The organism is Streptomyces sp. TM32 (assembly GCF_004122755.1).
Lineage (GTDB): Bacteria > Actinomycetota > Actinomycetes > Streptomycetales > Streptomycetaceae > Streptomyces > Streptomyces sioyaensis.
Genome location: NZ_SDIG01000053.1, coordinates 20,036 through 34,928, shown reverse-complemented (window position 1 = coordinate 34,928; position 14,893 = coordinate 20,036). Strand labels below are relative to the sequence as shown.

Genomic DNA, 14,893 nt, shown 5'->3' with positions numbered 1-14,893 from the left:
CCTCCCACGCCGCACCGCCGCCCGTCGGCCCGACCGTCAGCACAGGCGAACGGCCGGATGTGCAAGGCCGGCCACTCTCCCCCACCCAACTCCCCCCGCTCAGCGCGAAGAAGCCCCCCACACTTTCGACCGCGACGACGAAACCGAAGTCCCCGAAGAAGGCCGAGTGCAGCCCTGGTGACTTCGGCAGCCGGACCGGACCCGAGCTGGTCAAGGCCGTCCAGGACGCGACCGTGGAGTGTGTGAACACCCTCTTCTCGATCACCGGCACGGATGCCCATGACGTGTTCCGCGAGGAGCAGATGGTCACCATGGCCGAGGCCTTCAAGGACGCGGCGGGGGCGTACTCCGGCGACAACTCGAAGAACACGTTGCAGCTCGTGATGTTCCTGCGGGCCGGCTACTACGTGCAGGACAACCACGCTGACGACGTCGGCGACTACGGTCAGAACCTGGCGACGCCCATGGAGGGCGCCCTGGACGCCTTCTTCGCCAACCCCAGCTCCAAGAAGGTCACCGCGGAGAACGGCGATGTCCTCAGCGAGGTCATGACCCTCTCCGACAGCTCCAACGAGCAGGGCCGCTATCTGAAGGTCTACAAGGAGGTGCTGAGCGGGTACGACAGCTCCTACAACGACATCCCCAGCATGCTGGCGGCCGTCAACAACGTCTACACCCCGCTCTGGCGCGGGAACTGGAACCCGGAGTACGTGAAGGCGGTGGCGGCCGACCCGAGCATCATCGACACGCTCGACAAGTTCGCGCACGACCACCTGGACATGCTGGGCACCGAGAACTCGTACCTGGACTCCAACGCCGGGATGAACGTGGCGCGTTACGTCGAGCACCAGGCCCTCCAGGAGAAGGTCCGGCCGCTGATGAAGGGCCTGCTGGACGCCTCGAAGATCACCGGCAAGACCGCGCCGATGTGGGTCACGGTCGCCGCCCAGGCCGACTCCTACGACAAGGACAAGTGCTCGTACTACGGCGTCTGCGACCTGGCCGGGCAGCTCACCAAGGCGGCCCTCCCGGTCAGCCACAACTGCGACGAGAAGCACGTCATCAAGGCGCAGAAGCTGACCGACGCCGAACTCGGTGCCGCCTGCGACAGCATCCTGAAGCAGGACGCGTACTTCCACGACAAGGTGAAGGACAACGGCCCGATTCCGGACCAGTACCTGTCGACCATCCAGCTCTCCGTGTTCGGCAGTCGCAGCGACTACCAGACCTACGCCGGGGCGATCTACGGCGTGGACACCAACAACGGCGGCATCACCATGATCGGGGACCCGACCAAGCCCGACAACAAGCCGATGTCCATCATGTACCAGAGGGACGACGACAACGGCTTCCCGGCCCGGATCTGGAACCTCAACCACGAGTACACGCACTACCTCGATGCCCGCGACGACATGAAGGGCGACTTCACCCAGCAGACATCGGTCGCGGACGTCTGGTGGATCGAGGGGCTCGCCGAGTACATCTCGTACGGCTACCGCAAGATCACCGATGACGAGGCGGTCAGCGAGGCCGGCAAGCACACCTACAAGCTGAGCACGCTGTTCCAGACCACCTACGAGAACAGCAACACCACCCGCACCTACCCGTGGGGCTACCTCGCGGTCCGCTATATGTTCGAGAAGCACCCGGAGGACATCTCCACCATGCTCGGCCACTTCCGGACGGGCGACTACCAGGGCGGCTACGCCGTGTACCACAACATCGGTACGAACTACGACGCCGACTTCGACGCCTGGCTCACCGAGTGCGCGGCCGGCGCCTGCAAGGCCGGGTGACGTACGGAGTACCGCACCGCACAAGGCATGAAGCGCACGTCATGAAGCACGAGGCAGGCAGCGCACACGCCTGAAGCACACGACATAAGGCATGAGGCTCCTGACGCGGATCCGCTCGGCGGCGGCCGAGCGGATCCGGCAGGGGCCTCATGCCGGTGCCCGCGACTCAGGACTTGGTCAGCCGTAGCCCTCGGGTCAGAACCGGTCCGGGAATTGACGACGGCCCAAGCAGCCCGGCCGAGCGCGACCGTCAGCGACGCCGGCGGGCGTTGAGCCGGGCGGCCTGGCGCGTCAGGTGATCGCGCTCGGCGAGGTTGGATGCCTTGTGGGCCGCCTCGGCGTACAGCCGTGCCGCCGTTGCCAGGTCGCCGTCGCGCTCGTGGAGGTACGCCGCCGCCGCGGTGTGGCGGGGCAGTTCGTCGTTCAGCGCCGCGAGCGCCGCCAGGCCGGCGCGCGGTCCGTCGGCCTCGCCGACAGCGACTGCGCGGTTGAGCCGGACGACCGGACTGCCGGTCAGGCGCACGAGCTCGTCGTACCACTCGACGATCTGCACCCAGTCGGTCTCCTCGGCAGTGGGCGCATCGGCGTGGAGTGCCGCGATGGCGGCCTGGGCCTGGAACTCGCCCAGCCGGTCGCGGGCGAGGGCCGCCTGAAGGATCTCGACGCCCTCGGCGATCGACGCGGTGTCCCACCGGCCGCGGTCCTGCTCGGCAAGCGGCACCAGGCTGCCGTCGGGCGCGGTCCGGGCGGCGCGCCGGGCGTGGTGGAGCAGCATGAGGGCGAGCAGCCCGGCCACCTCGGGGTGGTCGATCTGGGCTGCGAGCTGCCGGGTGAGCCGGATGGCCTCGGCGGCGAGGTCGACGTCGCCGGAGTAGCCCTCGTTGAAGACCAGGTAGAGGACGCGCAGCACGGTGGCGACGTCGCCGGGCCGGTCGAACCTTCCCCGAGCTCTCGACTTCTCCCCCGGCCCTCGGCCGGGAGGTGCCCCCGGACCAGGGGAGACGCCGATCCCGGAGACGGTGCGCTTGGCCCGGCTGATGCGCTGCGCCATGGTCGCCTCGGGTACCAGGTAGGCCTGGGCGATCTGACGGGTGGTCAGCCCGCCGACGGCGCGCAGCGTGAGCGCGACCGCGGACGACGGCGTCAGCGACGGATGGGCGCACAGGAAGTAGAGCTGGAGCGTGTCGTCCACCGCGGGGACGGGCCCGGGCGCCGGCTCCTCGTCGACGAGCTCCTCCCGCCGGCGGCGGGCGTCGTCGGCCCGCCTCGCGTCGAGGAACTTGCGCCAGGCCACGGTGACCAGCCAGCCCTTCGGGTCCCGCGGAGGGTCGGCCGGCCAGACGCGGATCGCCTGGAGGAGGGCGTCCTGCACCGCGTCCTCGGCCGCCGCGAAGTCGGCTCCGCGGCGGACGAGGGCGGTGAGCACGCTGGGCGTGAGGCTGCGGAGCAGGGCCTCGTCCATCGATGAGGTCACCGGTGAGGGCACTCCGTGGTGGTGGGCGACTCGGTCAGGAACGGGCGCAGCTCCAGCCACTCGTGGATCGGCTTGCCACCCGCCCCGGGGGCGGCCGACAGCTCCCCGGCCAGCTCGACGGCCCGCTCGTAGCTGTCGACATCGATGATCATCCAGCCGGCGATCAAGTCCTTGGTTTCCGCGAACGGGCCGTCGGTGACCGGCGGGCGCCCCTCGCCGTCGTAGCGGACCCACGCTCCCTCGGGGGCGAGCGCCTGACCGCTGACGAACTCACCGGTCTCCTCCAGCCGGGCCGCGAAGTCGTTCATGTACTGCACATGCGCCGAGATCTCCTCCGGCGTCCACTGGTCCATCGGCACGTCGTTCACCGCTGCCGGGGCGCCGCGGTAGTGCTTGAGAAGCAGGTACTTGGCCATCGTGGTTCTCCTCGGTGCTGGTGCGACCCATTGTGGTCGCGGTCACTGCGGGGACGGAGCCGGCTACGGGTTCTCGACATCGGCGTGGGAAATTTTTTGCTCGCGTTCCGCGGCAGGGGCATTCCGCCAGGTGCCTGGGCGCAGGCAGGTCCTCGGTCGCAGGTCGGGCCCCGGTCGCAGGCAGGTCCCTGGTCGCCGGCCGGTCGGGCCATCCCAGTCGGCCGGACCGTCCGGGCCCGCCGGCGGGCTGATGGGGCCGAGTGGCTCATGCCGTACGGCGGCCGCTCCGATCATCCTGGAGAGGTGGGGCAGTGCGCCGGCCGCCACGGCGAACGAGCCGGTGAGGGTCGCCTCGGCCGCCGAGGGCCTGACGTCGCCCACGACTGCCCGACCTGCCGCATCCGTCGGAGGAGGCTGAGCACCTCATGACGAACCTCATCACCGTCGGTCTGGACGGCACCCCGCAGTCGGTCTCCGCGGCCGTGTGGGCCGCGCGGGAGGCGACGCTGCGCCAGGCCCGGCTGCGGCTGCTGCACGCCTGGGTCCTGCTCGCTCTGGAGGCAGACGGCACTCCGTCACCGAAGGCGGAGCAGAACTACTGGCCACGCCGGATCGTCGAGGAGGCAGAGGCGGCGGTCCGGTCGGCCTGCCCGGACCTCCCCGTGGAGGTGAGTCTGGTGCGCAAGGACCCGTTCGAGGCCCTGACCGATGCCGTCGGGCAGTCGGATCTGCTGGTCCTGGGCTCGCGGGGGCTGGGTGCCGCGGCCCGCTTCACCCTGGGGGAAACCGGCCTGGAGCTGGTGACCCACACCGAGACCCCGACGGTTCTGGTACGCGCCCAGCAGGAGCAGGAGGCGCCCGCCGGCGGCGCGAACGGACGAAAGGTGACCGTTGGTGTCGGTCTGCATGCCGCCTGCGAAGAGGTGCTCATGTTCGCCTTCGAAACGGCGGCACGGCGGGACGTCCCGCTGCATGCCGTGCACGGCAGGCACCTGCCCTCGTACGCCTACAACCGCGGTGGCGGTGTGGAGCGCTCCGCCGCGGAGGAAGCGGTGCACGATGCACAGGGCGAGCTGGCCGCCTCGCTGCGTCCATGGCGGGAGAAGTTCCCGGCCGTTCCGGTGGACGAGGAGGTGGTGATGGAGAATCCGGTGTCTGCCCTCCTGCACCGCAGCGCGCACGCGGACCTCCTGGTCGTCGGCCGTCGGCGCCGGGGGCGTCTGCTGCCCCCTCGGATCGGCCACGTCGTACAGGCCGCGGTCCACCATGCCCCGTGTCCCGTGGCGATCGTCCCGCACTCATGAAATCCGGACCGCGACGGACGGCACGGATGGCGAAGGGATGTGGACGTGATGACGAAACGCGAGCAGGGCTCCGGGGCAGGGGCCGCCCCGGCCGGCAGTGACCTGGGGCGGCGTGCCGCGCTCCGCAGGGAGCAGCTGGGGCTGACCCGTGCGCATGTCGCGGCCCGGGTCGCCGCCTCGCCGGGGTATCTCCGGTACGTGGAGGAAGGCGCTGCCGAACCGGGCATCGGCTTCCTGCTGCGCCTGGCCGGTGCGCTCGACACCACGGTGGACGAACTGGTGGGAGGGACGACGGAGCTGCCGGCGGGCTTCGGTGCGGCCGCGGCGCATCCCGAGGTGCTGGTGCTCAGCCCCGCCGAGTGCCGCGAGAAGCTCTCCACCCACGGCGTCGGCCGCGTGGCGGTGACCGTCGATGACGCACCCGCCGTCTTCCCCGTGAACTACACCGTCGCCGGCGAACTGGTCGCCTACCGCACCGATCCCGAAGCCGGACCGGCCGCGGCGGCCGGCCATGAGGTCGCGCTGGAGGTCGACCACCTCGATGACGCCTTCAGCCAGGGCTGGAGCGTCCTGGTCGTCGGGCCGGCCAACGCCGTCACCGATGCGCACGAGGCCCGCCGGCTGGCGGATCACGCGCACACCGGCCCCTGGGTCGGCGACGGGCGCGAGCTGTGGATCGCGATCCGTCCGACCCGGATCACCGGGCGCCGGATCCGGGTCAGGGGCACCCACGCCTCGTCGAAAGCGAGGCCGTGAGGAGGACGGGTCGAGGTCGAGGGCAAGGTCGAGGTCGAGGGCAAGGTCGAGGTCGAGGGTCCGGGGCCCGCAGCCCCGGCGGCGTGGAGGAATGTCATGGGCGGCTCGGTAGTCGTAGGTCTGGACCGGCTCGGGAACAGCGTGCCGGCGGTGCGCTGGGGCGCCGAGGAAGCCGCGGCCCGGGGCCTCCCGCTGCACCTCCTGCATGCCTGGACCTCCCATCCCCTGAACCTCCCGCTCGCCCCGGAAGCCACGAGCAAGCGGCGCTTCGGGGCCGAGGTACTGGGCACGGCCGAAGCGATGGCGCTCGAGGCGCATCCCGGCCTGTCGGTGACCACCGAACAGGTCGCGGAACAGGCGGTGGACGCCCTGGTGGAGCGCGGTGGCCAGGCCATGATGATGGTGCTCGGATCGCGCGGGCACGGCGCCATCGCCGGCTTCCTGCTCGGCTCGGTCAGCCTGCACGTGCTGGGGCGCGCGCAGTGCCCGGTGGTCCTCGTGCGGGAGGAGGAGACCGCCGTCTACGGGCGGCCGGAGATCGTGGTCGGTGTCCAGGAGCCCGGGACGAAGGGCGAGGGCGTGCTGGACTTCGCGTTCGCCGCTGCCGAGGCCCATCACGTGGCGGTGCGCGCCGTGCGGGCGTGGCAGTCTCCCGCGGGCGTGGAGCCGGTGCCCACCGCACCCGCCTCCTCGGCGGAGGACGGCGGGCCCCCGGCCGCGGAGGAAGAGTTGCTCACCGACATCCTGGCGCCGTGGCGGGCGAAGTTCCCCGGCGTGGGCGTCATCCCGCACATCCGGCGGGGCAGAGTGGCCGCGGTGCTGCTGGAGGCCTGTGCGCAGGCCGGTCTCCTGGTCGTCGGCCGTCGGGTGCAACGCACCCCGATGCCCCTCGGCCCCCTCGTCCTCGCCGTTCTGCATCATTCCCCGTGCCCCGTCGCGGTCGTGCCGCGGCTCTGAGCGCCGTCGGGAGGGGGCGAGCACGGCGGATTGCGGGCGGCAGGCACGGCCGGATACGAACGGCGTGATGCGGACGGTTTCCCTTGCCCACGCGCGCCGAGCGGTGCTCCTGACACCCGGACCGGACACCGGGGCCGGACGCGGGGCCGGGTCCGCGTCCCTCGGCTCAGTGCGGCCCGGCCGCCGGGTCCGGTGGTGCGGCGGCCTGGCTGGCGAGGACGGCTGCCTGGATGCGCCGCTCCACGCCGAGTTTGGCGAGCAGACGGGAGATGTGGTTCTTGACGGTCTTCTCGGACAGGTAGAGCCGCTTGCCGATCTGACGGTTCGTCAACCCTTCGCCGATCAGGCCGAGGATCTCCCGCTCCCGCGGGGAGAGCCCGGACAGCGCGTCCTCCTCGGGCGCCGTCTCGGGGTCCGCGCCCCGCAGACTGCTCATCAGCCGTGTCGTGGTCGCCGGATCCAGCATCGAACGACCGGAGGCGATCGTCCGCACCGCGGTGACGAGGTCCGCCCCCTTGATCTCCTTCAGCACATAACCGGCCGCACCGGCCATGATCGCGTCGAGCAGCGCCTCGTCGTCGTCGAACGAGGTGAGCATCAGGCATCCCAGCCCCGGCATGCGCGAGCGCAGCTCCCGGCACACGGAGACGCCGTCCCCGTCCGGCAGCCGCACGTCCAGCACCGCGACGTCCGGCCGCAGCGCCGGGCCGCGAGCCAGCGCGTGGTCGGCCGTGCCGGCGTCGCCCACCACGTCGATGTCGGGTTCGGCATCGAGCAGATCCTGCACACCCCGCCGGACGACCTCATGATCGTCGACGAGGAACACCCGGATCGGCCGCTCCGGTGAGAAGGTGTCCGCCCGGCAGGTGTCCGGCTTGCCCATCACGCCCTCCGACGGGTACGACGTCCGCTTCCACCCCGCTTTCCCATCGTGGCCCCTGGCGCATCGGCGTGCCATGGCTGAGCGGTCCGGCCACCTGCTGTGCGGGCCCCGCACCCGCCTACCGGCGCCCGGAACCGCGGCCCGCCACCGGCGGCTCCCCCTGTTCGGGAGCCGGTCCTTCGAGGTCGAACGTCACGTCCACGACGCCCTCGACCGCCCGCACCAGCCGTGCCGCGACGGGGAGCAGCGCGGCGTCGCGGATCCGGCCGCTGAGGGTGACCACCCCATCCGTGACGCCGACCGACAGCTCCGGTGCCGAGGCGCCGAACAGCCGGCCCACGACCTCCGTACGCACCTCCGCCGCCAGGTCCTCATCGGAGCGGAGGAAGACCTTCAGCAGGTCCGAGCGGCTGACGATGCCCTGGAGCATCCCTCCGCTGTCGACCACGGGCAGCCGCTTCACGGACTTGTACGCCATCGTCCGCGCCGCCTGCGCGAGGGTGTCGCCGGCGTGCACCGTGAGGGCCGGCGAGCTCATCAGCTCCCCCGCTGTCACGCCGCCGGCCTTGCGCACCGCGTCCGACCGCCGCAGCTGCTCCAGCCGGTCGGGGGCGGTTTCCCGGAACTCCTCCTTGAGCAGCAGATCGGCCTCGGAGACCACCCCGACCACGCGCCCCTCCCCCGCGAGTACGGGCAGTGCGCTGACCTTCCACTGCTGCATCGTCTCGACGATCTCCTTGAAGCCCGCCTCCTGCCCGATGGCCACCACCGCCTGTGTCATGACATCGCGGACGGTGCGCGGAGTATGCGCCATGGCTCCTCCTCGGTAGGGGTCCTCGGTACGGGCCGCCGCCGCATGGGGCCTGCGACACGTCCCGTCGTGCGCTTGCCGGGCGGCGCCGGGCAGCGGCCGCCCGGCCCCGGAGTCCGCCGATCGGCAGGACGCCCCCTGCGGACCCACCCATCGGCCGGTGGCCCTCCGCCCACCTCACCGCATTTCGCCCAGCCCGCCCGTCGCCGAGGGCCCCGTACGGGCGGCGTCCGGCCCGGTCACGTCGAACTCCACGTCCACCACGCCCTCGACCGCGCGGACCAGGCGGGCGGCCACCGGGATGAGCGAGGTGTCCCGGACGTGTCCGCGGAGCGTGACGACCCCGTCGGCGACGGTGACCTGCAAGTCCTTGGCCGGCGTCGGGAACAGTGCACCGACGATGTCCCGGCGGACCTCCTCGGCCAGGTCGTCGTCCGAGCGCAGAAAGACCTTCAGCAGGTCGGCCCGGCTGACGATGCCGTGCAGCACCCCGTGCGCGTCCACCACCGGAAGCCGCTTGACGGACTCCCGCGCCATCACCCGGGCGGCCTGGGAGAGCGTGGCATCGGCGCATACGGTCAGCGCCGGACTGGTCATCAGCTCGCCCGCCGTCACCGCTTCCGCCCGGCGGACGTCGTCGACCCGCCGCAGCTGCTCCAGCCGGTCGGGGTCCGACTCCCGGAACTCCTCCTTGGGGAGCAGATCGGCCTCGGAGACCACCCCAACTACCCGGCCCTCCGCCGCCAGCACCGGCAGCGCACTGACCTGCCAGCGTTCCATGGTCTCGATGATCTCCTTGAACCGCGCCGCACGATCGACCGCGGCCACGGTCGTGGTCATCACGTCGCTGACGATGTGCGGGGTGTTCAACATGGCGCCACGCCTCCTCGCTGCCGGCCGTCGCGAAACGGCTTGACACTTCCAGGGTGAGCGGGGCGGCCGGGGGCGGACAGGGCCGTCCGGTCCCTTCCTCCGTCGTCCGGTCGGCCCCTCAGCCCCCGGATCCTTCGGCTGCGGCCGGGGGGAACGTCACGGTGAACGCCGTGTGCCCGGGGCGGCTGGTCATCGCGACCGAGCCGCCGTGTGCGGTCACCACCGCGTGCACGATGGCGAGCCCGAGCCCGGTGCCACCGGCGGCACGCGAACGGCTGTGGTCCGCCCGGACGAAACGGCCGAAGATCTCGGAGCGGACCTCGTCCGGGATTCCCGGGCCGTCGTCCGCCACGGTCAGCCGCGTGCCGTGCGCATCGGTCAGGAGCCGCACCGTGACGGCGGTCCCGGCCGGCGTGTGGCTGCGGGCGTTGGCGAGCAGATTGCCGATCACCTGATGCAGCCGGTGTTCGTCACCGGTGACGGTCACCACCGTCTCCGGCAGCTCCAGCAGCCACCGGTGGTCCGGGCCGGCCGCCCGCGCGTCGTCCGTCGCGTCGAGCACCAGGCGGGTCAGGTCCACCGGGGCGCGTTCCAGCGCGCGGCCCGCGTCGAGCCGGGCGAGCAGCAGCAGGTCGTCCACCAGGCGGCTCATCCGCTCCGACTCCGACTGGATGCGGTCCAGGGCGCGCCGCACCTCGGCGGGGACGGGCCCGTGGTGGCGCAGGGCGAGTTCGGCGTGGCCGCGGACGTGAGCCACGGGGGTGCGCAGCTCGTGGCTGGCGTCGGCGGCGAAGTGGCGCAGCCGCTCCTCGCCGGCCTGCCGGCGTTCCAGGGCGTTGCCGACGTGGCCGAGCATCCGGTTCAGCGCGGTGCCCACCTGCCCGACCTCGGTGTGCGGGTCCGTCACCGGAACCGGGGCGGGCATCGCCACCTCGCCGCTGGCCAGGGGGAGCTCGGCCACGTTCGCGGCCGTGGCGGTCACCCGGCGCAGCGGGCGCAGGGACAGCCGTACCCACATCGCCCCCACGACGCCGGTCACCAGCAGGGCCCCGCCGAAGACCGCCGCCTCCACCACCTCGAGCCGCTGCACGGTCTCCTCGACCGGGTGCAGCGGCAGCCCCGTGACGAGGACGTCGCCGTCGTCTCCGGGGACGGCGTTGACGCGGTAGCGCCCCAGTGCGGACAGCCGGATGCCGTGCCCGGTGCCGTCCGGGGGAAGGGCGGCCAGCGCCCGGCGGTCGTCGCCGGTGAGCGGCACCTGTGCGTCTGCCGCCGCCCGGACCACGGCCGCCTGTGTCGTGGTCCCGCGCAGCAGCCGGGCGCCGAACGTGCCCTCCGACTGGCCGCGGGTGTCGGGCCGGTTGTCGGCGTCCGGCCGCGTCTCGTGTTCCAGGCTCGCCGCGAACCGGCCACCCGACGCGGACAGCTGCTGGTCCACGCGGCGCACGAGAAACCCTTCGAGGGCGAGGACCGTGGTCACGCCGACGGCCAGACAGGCCAGCGCGAGGAGGGCGACCAGACCCGCGGTGAGCTGGCTGCGCAAAGTGCGCGGAAACAGCCGTTTCATGCCGCCTCCGGCTTGAGGACGTAGCCGACGCCCCGGACCGTGTGGATCATCGGCGCCCGGCCGGCGTCGATCTTCTTCCGCAGATAACTGATGTAGAGCTCGACGACGTGCGACCTGCCGCCGAAGTCGTAGGACCAGACCCGGTCGAGGATCTGCGTCTTGGACAGCACCCGTCGCGGGTTGCGCATCAAGAAGCGCAGCAGCTCGAACTCGGTGCGGGACAGTTCGACGAGGTCGCCGCCGCGGACGACCTCCCTCGCCTCCTCGTCCATCACCAGGTCGCCGACCACCAGCCGGTCGCCCTCCGGCGCCTGCGCCATGCCGGCCCGGCGCAGCAGCCCGCGCAGCCGCGCCAGCACCTCTTCGAGGCTGAACGGCTTGGTCACGTAGTCGTCACCGCCCGCAGTGATCCCCGCGATGCGGTCCTCGACGGAGTCACGTGCGGTCAGGAAGAGGACACAGACGGTTTCCAGCTCCTGGCGCAGCAGGTGCAGCACCCGCAGGCCGTCGATGTCGGGGAGCATCCAGTCCAGGACGACGGCGTGCGGACGGAACGTCCGGGCCACCGTGAGCGCCCCGGCGCCGTCGGCCGCGGTGCGGACCGCCCAGCCCTCGCCGGCCAGCGCTCCGGACAGCACTTCGGTCAGGTCGGGCTCGTCGTCGATCACGAGGACGCGGACCGCTGCTCCCTCGTCGCCGTGCGGGTGGCCGGAGGTGGGGTGGTTGTCCATGGTCACTCCAGGATCCCCCGCCCCAGGGCGTGCCCGGGCACGTCCCTGCTCTGAGTTTCCTCTGAATCCGGCCTGCCCCGGTCTCACGGCCGGCCGCTCAGAGGTTCTTCAAAGGTTCCGCTGCCACGGTAGCCCTCCCCACGGAAACGGAGCCCCATGACCGCCCTCTCGCACCCCCGCCGCGGTGCGGCCCGGAGCCCGCGCCCAGGTCGGCCACCCTCCTTCGTGCCGCTCCTGGCACAGGTCGCCGTCTGGGCAGGAGCCGCCGGTGTGCTCGGCCTGTGGTGGAGCGACACCCCGTCCGTCGTGAGCCCGGCGGACTGGCTGACCGGCGCCGGCCGGATCACCGGGCTGCTGGCCGGATACGGCTGCGCGGTACTGGTGGCGCTGATGGCCCGGGTTCCGCTGCTGGACCACCGCGTGGGCACGGACCGGCTGGCCCGCTGGCACGCCATGGGCGGCCGCTACACCCTCTCCCTCGTCCTCGCCCACACCCTGCTGATCATCTGGGGGTACGCGCTCACCTCGCACAGCAGCGTGGTGCACCAGACGACCACGCTCGTCCTGGACTATCCCGACATGCTCAAGGCCACCGCGGCCTTCCTGCTCCTGATGGCCACCGCCGTCGTCTCGGCGCGGGCCGCCCGCCGCAGGATGAGCTACGAAACCTGGCACTACCTCCACTTCGCCACCTATCTGGCCCTCTTCCTCGCCTTCGGCCACCAGCTCTCCAACGGCGCGGACTTCGTCGGCCACCGGCCCGCCCAACTCGCCTGGTACGCCCTCTACTTCGCCGTGGCGGCACTCCTTGCCTGGTACCGCTTCCTGCTCCCCGTACGCCGGGCGCTGCGCCACCGCCTCCGCGTCGCCGACCTCCGCCGGGAGGCACCGGGGGTGGTCTCGGTCCACCTCACCGGCCGGCACCTGACCGAACTGGGCGCACAGTCCGGCCAGTTCTTCCGCTGGCGATTCCTGGCACCCGGGCTGTGGTGGACCGCCAACCCGTACTCCCTCTCCGCACCGCCGCTCCCCCACCACCTGCGCATCACCGTGAAGGATGCCGGCGGGCACAGCGCGGCCCTGGCGGGCCTGCGGCCCGGAACCCGGGTCTGGGCCGAAGGCCCCTACGGCGCCTTCACCGCACGGCGCCGCAGGGCCGACAAGGTGCTGCTGCTTGCGGGAGGCGTCGGCATCACCCCCCTGCGCGCCCTGTTCGAGACGCTCCCCGGCGAGGTCACCCTCGTCTACCGGGCGCGGCGGCCCGAGGACCTCGCGCTGCGCTGCGAGCTCGACGCCATCGCCGCGGCCCGCGGGGCGACCGTGCACTACGTCGTCGACGAACCGGCCGTCCATTCCTCCCCGTTGACGGCCCGCGCCCTGCACCGCCTGATACCGGACCTGGCCGCGCACGAGGTGTATCTGTGCGGCCCGCCCGGCATGACCGAGGCCGCCCGGCGCGCGCTGCGGGGCGCCGGGATACCGCGCCGTCACATCCACCACGAGTCGTTCGAGTTCTGAAGGAGCCACCGCGTGCGCCGAGCCGTCCTCACCACCGCGTCGACCAGCGCCCTGGTCGTCCTCCTGCTCACCCTCAAGCCCCACCACAGCGCCGGCCCGGCCGGAGGGAGCCCGCAGACGGGTGTCGCCGCGGCACCGGCGCCTACCGGCAGCACACACCGGGGCAGCACTTCGGCACCGGTACCTACGCGCAGCACACACCGGGGCGCCACTTCGGCACCGCCCCCCACCGGCAGCACACATCGCGGCGCCGGACACGGCAACGGGACGCACACCGGGGCCCCGGTCAGCACCAAGTACGGCACCGTACAGGTCGCCATCAGCGTCAAGGCCGGGCAGCTGTCGGCCGTCAAGGTGCTGCAGGCGCCCTCCGAGGACGCCCACAGCCGCGAGATCGCCGCCTATGCCCTGCCGCGCCTGACCCAGGAGGCCCTGAACGTCCACAGCGCCCGTATCGACGCGGTGTCCGGTGCCAGCTACACCAGCGCGGGATACATCCGGTCCCTGCAGAGCGCACTGGACGAAGCCGGTGTCTGAGCAGCGGCGCGGCCTGCGCCATGTCGAGCAGGCGATGGGCACGGTGTTCTCGTTCGACATCCGCGACACACCCACCGCCGCCATCGCCTCCGCCCTGCGTGCCGCCGTCGCCTGGCTCCACCACGTCGACGAGGTCTTCTCCCCCTACCGTCCCGGCAGCGCCATCAGCCGCCTCGGGCGGGGCGAGATTTCCCCTGCCGACTGCTCGCCCGAGGTACGGGAGGTACTCGGCCTCTGCACGCGGGTACGCCGTGCCACCGACGGCTGGTTCAGCCACACGCCGGCCGGCACCCTCGACCCCTCCGGCCTGGTCAAGGGGTGGGCCGTGGAACGCGCCTGGCGGATCCTGGACACGGCGGGCGCACGCAACATCTGCGTGAACGGCGGCGGCGACCTCCAGCTCGGCGGGGAGTCCGCCCCCGGCGTGCCCTGGCGCATCGGCATCGCCCATCCCCTGCGCCCCGGTGCCCTGTGCACCGTCGTCACGGGTCGCGACCTGGCCATCGCCACCTCGGGCAGCGCGGAACGCGGCGCGCACATCCTCGACCCGCACACCGGCGCGCCCGCCGACGGCCCCGCGTCCGTGACCGTGGTCGGCCGCCGGCTGACCACGGTCGACGCCTACGCGACGGCGGCCTTCGCCATGGGAGGGCGGGCCGCCGAGTGGCTGGAACACCTCGACGGCCATGAGGGGTTCGCCGTTCTTCGGGACGGCCGGTCCTGGCGGACCAACGGATTCCCCGGCGATGAATGAGGCGTCCGTCAGACGCGACGGACGTCGGCGGTGACGATCACACCGTCCTGAACGGTGTACGTACCGGTGAACCGCTGGTGGGAGCCGTCGATCAGCGTCAGGTCGAGGGTCACCGTGACCTTGTTGCCGACCACGGAGCGGACGGAGACGATGTCGTGGTCGGTGCCCTGGTTGGCCGTCACGAAGGAGTCGTACGGCTGCCCTGAGGTGTTCTTCCCGCCCAGCGCCCAAGCCGCCTCGAATTCATCGTGGTTCATGGCCGCGAAGTATGCCTTGACCACGTCGACGGGAGCGGGCTGTGGTTGCTGGGCCGGCACGGCCGCAGGCTGGGCGACCGCGGCCGGTGCGGTGGCGGTGACCGCCGGTGTGGTGGCACCGGCGGGCTGGACGACGCCGAACAGTGCACCGGCACCGGTGAGGGCCACCACGACCGCCGCCCGCACGAGCGTCCTCCGCACGGTCCGCACCATGGAGGTGTCACATCCTGGAAGCTCCGTCATCATCGGACATCCCGGG

At 72.1% G+C, this 14,893-nt stretch carries 15 protein-coding genes; 7 read left to right on the top strand and 8 right to left on the bottom strand.

Annotation, left to right across the window (positions count from 1 at the left end):
* On the top strand, positions 1-1,796 hold a 1,796-nt coding region (locus EST92_RS14735; RefSeq protein ID WP_129281387.1), incomplete at its 5' end, for a collagenase.
* A gap of 250 nt (positions 1,797-2,046) precedes the next feature.
* Here EST92_RS14735 and EST92_RS14730 read toward each other — a convergent pair.
* Both EST92_RS14730 and EST92_RS14725 read right to left on the bottom strand, forming a co-directional pair.
* Complete coding sequence (locus EST92_RS14730) at positions 2,047-3,258, bottom strand: DUF6596 domain-containing protein (protein WP_129281391.1); 1,212 nt, start codon at positions 3,256-3,258, stop codon at positions 2,047-2,049.
* Between the two features lie 8 nt (positions 3,259-3,266).
* A complete protein-coding gene (locus EST92_RS14725) occupies positions 3,267-3,686 on the bottom strand; it encodes a YciI family protein (protein WP_129281386.1) in 420 nt (139 codons plus the stop codon).
* 425 nt (positions 3,687-4,111) lie between these two features.
* Here EST92_RS14725 and EST92_RS14720 point away from each other — a divergent pair, with 425 nt between their 5' ends.
* From EST92_RS14720 to EST92_RS14710, 3 genes are all read left to right on the top strand, one after another.
* The gene (locus EST92_RS14720) at positions 4,112-4,990 is read left to right on the top strand and encodes a universal stress protein (RefSeq protein ID WP_129281385.1); all 879 of its coding nucleotides are present in this window, start codon (positions 4,112-4,114) and stop codon (positions 4,988-4,990) included.
* A gap of 48 nt (positions 4,991-5,038) precedes the next feature.
* Positions 5,039-5,746, top strand: coding sequence for a pyridoxamine 5'-phosphate oxidase family protein (locus tag EST92_RS14715; protein ID WP_129281384.1), 708 nt, complete (start codon positions 5,039-5,041; stop codon positions 5,744-5,746).
* Positions 5,747-5,842: 96 nt separating this feature from the next.
* A complete protein-coding gene (locus EST92_RS14710; RefSeq protein ID WP_129281383.1) occupies positions 5,843-6,703 on the top strand; it encodes a universal stress protein in 861 nt (286 codons plus the stop codon).
* Between the two features lie 166 nt (positions 6,704-6,869).
* Here the strand turns inward: EST92_RS14710 and EST92_RS14705 are convergent, their stop codons facing one another.
* From EST92_RS14705 to EST92_RS14685, 5 genes are all read right to left on the bottom strand, one after another.
* Positions 6,870-7,586 (bottom strand): response regulator transcription factor, encoded by a 717-nt coding sequence (locus EST92_RS14705; protein ID WP_129281382.1) that lies wholly within the window; start codon positions 7,584-7,586, stop codon positions 6,870-6,872.
* Between the two features lie 118 nt (positions 7,587-7,704).
* A complete protein-coding gene (locus EST92_RS14700; protein WP_129281381.1) occupies positions 7,705-8,400 on the bottom strand; it encodes a CBS domain-containing protein in 696 nt (231 codons plus the stop codon).
* A 174-nt stretch (positions 8,401-8,574) separates the two neighbouring features.
* Positions 8,575-9,270 (bottom strand): CBS domain-containing protein, encoded by a 696-nt coding sequence (locus EST92_RS14695; RefSeq protein WP_129281380.1) that lies wholly within the window; start codon positions 9,268-9,270, stop codon positions 8,575-8,577.
* A 118-nt stretch (positions 9,271-9,388) separates the two neighbouring features.
* Positions 9,389-10,837, bottom strand: a complete 1,449-nt coding sequence (locus EST92_RS14690; RefSeq protein ID WP_129281379.1) for a HAMP domain-containing sensor histidine kinase — start codon at positions 10,835-10,837, stop codon at positions 9,389-9,391.
* Positions 10,834-11,568 (bottom strand): response regulator transcription factor, encoded by a 735-nt coding sequence (locus EST92_RS14685; RefSeq protein WP_129281378.1) that lies wholly within the window; start codon positions 11,566-11,568, stop codon positions 10,834-10,836. The genes EST92_RS14690 and EST92_RS14685 overlap by 4 nt, the downstream gene beginning before the upstream one ends.
* A gap of 156 nt (positions 11,569-11,724) precedes the next feature.
* Between EST92_RS14685 and EST92_RS14680 the strand changes: the two genes are divergently transcribed.
* The 3 genes from EST92_RS14680 to EST92_RS14670 are packed head-to-tail and all read left to right on the top strand — an operon-like array spanning position 11,725 to position 14,377.
* On the top strand, positions 11,725-13,086 hold the full coding sequence (locus EST92_RS14680; protein WP_129281377.1) for a ferric reductase-like transmembrane domain-containing protein: 1,362 nt from the start codon (positions 11,725-11,727) through the stop codon (positions 13,084-13,086).
* A 12-nt stretch (positions 13,087-13,098) separates the two neighbouring features.
* Positions 13,099-13,623, top strand: a complete 525-nt coding sequence (locus EST92_RS14675) for an FMN-binding protein (RefSeq protein WP_129281376.1) — start codon at positions 13,099-13,101, stop codon at positions 13,621-13,623.
* Positions 13,616-14,377 (top strand): FAD:protein FMN transferase, encoded by a 762-nt coding sequence (locus EST92_RS14670; protein WP_129281375.1) that lies wholly within the window; start codon positions 13,616-13,618, stop codon positions 14,375-14,377. The genes EST92_RS14675 and EST92_RS14670 overlap by 8 nt, the downstream gene beginning before the upstream one ends.
* Before the next feature lie 8 nt (positions 14,378-14,385).
* Here EST92_RS14670 and EST92_RS14665 read toward each other — a convergent pair whose 3' ends face one another.
* Positions 14,386-14,835 (bottom strand): hypothetical protein, encoded by a 450-nt coding sequence (locus EST92_RS14665; protein WP_129281374.1) that lies wholly within the window; start codon positions 14,833-14,835, stop codon positions 14,386-14,388.
* Between the last annotated feature and the right edge of the window lie 58 nt (positions 14,836-14,893).

Coding starts and splice junctions, on each gene's coding strand:
- EST92_RS14730 (WP_129281391.1), bottom strand. CDS start 3,258: ATGGACGAGGCCCTGCTCCGCAGCCTCACGCCCAGCGTGCTCACCGCC.
- EST92_RS14725 (WP_129281386.1), bottom strand. CDS start 3,686: ATGGCCAAGTACCTGCTTCTCAAGCACTACCGCGGCGCCCCGGCAGCG.
- EST92_RS14720 (WP_129281385.1), top strand. CDS start 4,112: ATGACGAACCTCATCACCGTCGGTCTGGACGGCACCCCGCAGTCGGTC.
- EST92_RS14715 (WP_129281384.1), top strand. CDS start 5,039: ATGACGAAACGCGAGCAGGGCTCCGGGGCAGGGGCCGCCCCGGCCGGC.
- EST92_RS14710 (WP_129281383.1), top strand. CDS start 5,843: ATGGGCGGCTCGGTAGTCGTAGGTCTGGACCGGCTCGGGAACAGCGTG.
- EST92_RS14705 (WP_129281382.1), bottom strand. CDS start 7,586: ATGGGCAAGCCGGACACCTGCCGGGCGGACACCTTCTCACCGGAGCGG.
- EST92_RS14700 (WP_129281381.1), bottom strand. CDS start 8,400: ATGGCGCATACTCCGCGCACCGTCCGCGATGTCATGACACAGGCGGTG.
- EST92_RS14695 (WP_129281380.1), bottom strand. CDS start 9,270: ATGTTGAACACCCCGCACATCGTCAGCGACGTGATGACCACGACCGTG.
- EST92_RS14690 (WP_129281379.1), bottom strand. CDS start 10,837: ATGAAACGGCTGTTTCCGCGCACTTTGCGCAGCCAGCTCACCGCGGGT.
- EST92_RS14685 (WP_129281378.1), bottom strand. CDS start 11,568: ATGGACAACCACCCCACCTCCGGCCACCCGCACGGCGACGAGGGAGCA.
- EST92_RS14680 (WP_129281377.1), top strand. CDS start 11,725: ATGACCGCCCTCTCGCACCCCCGCCGCGGTGCGGCCCGGAGCCCGCGC.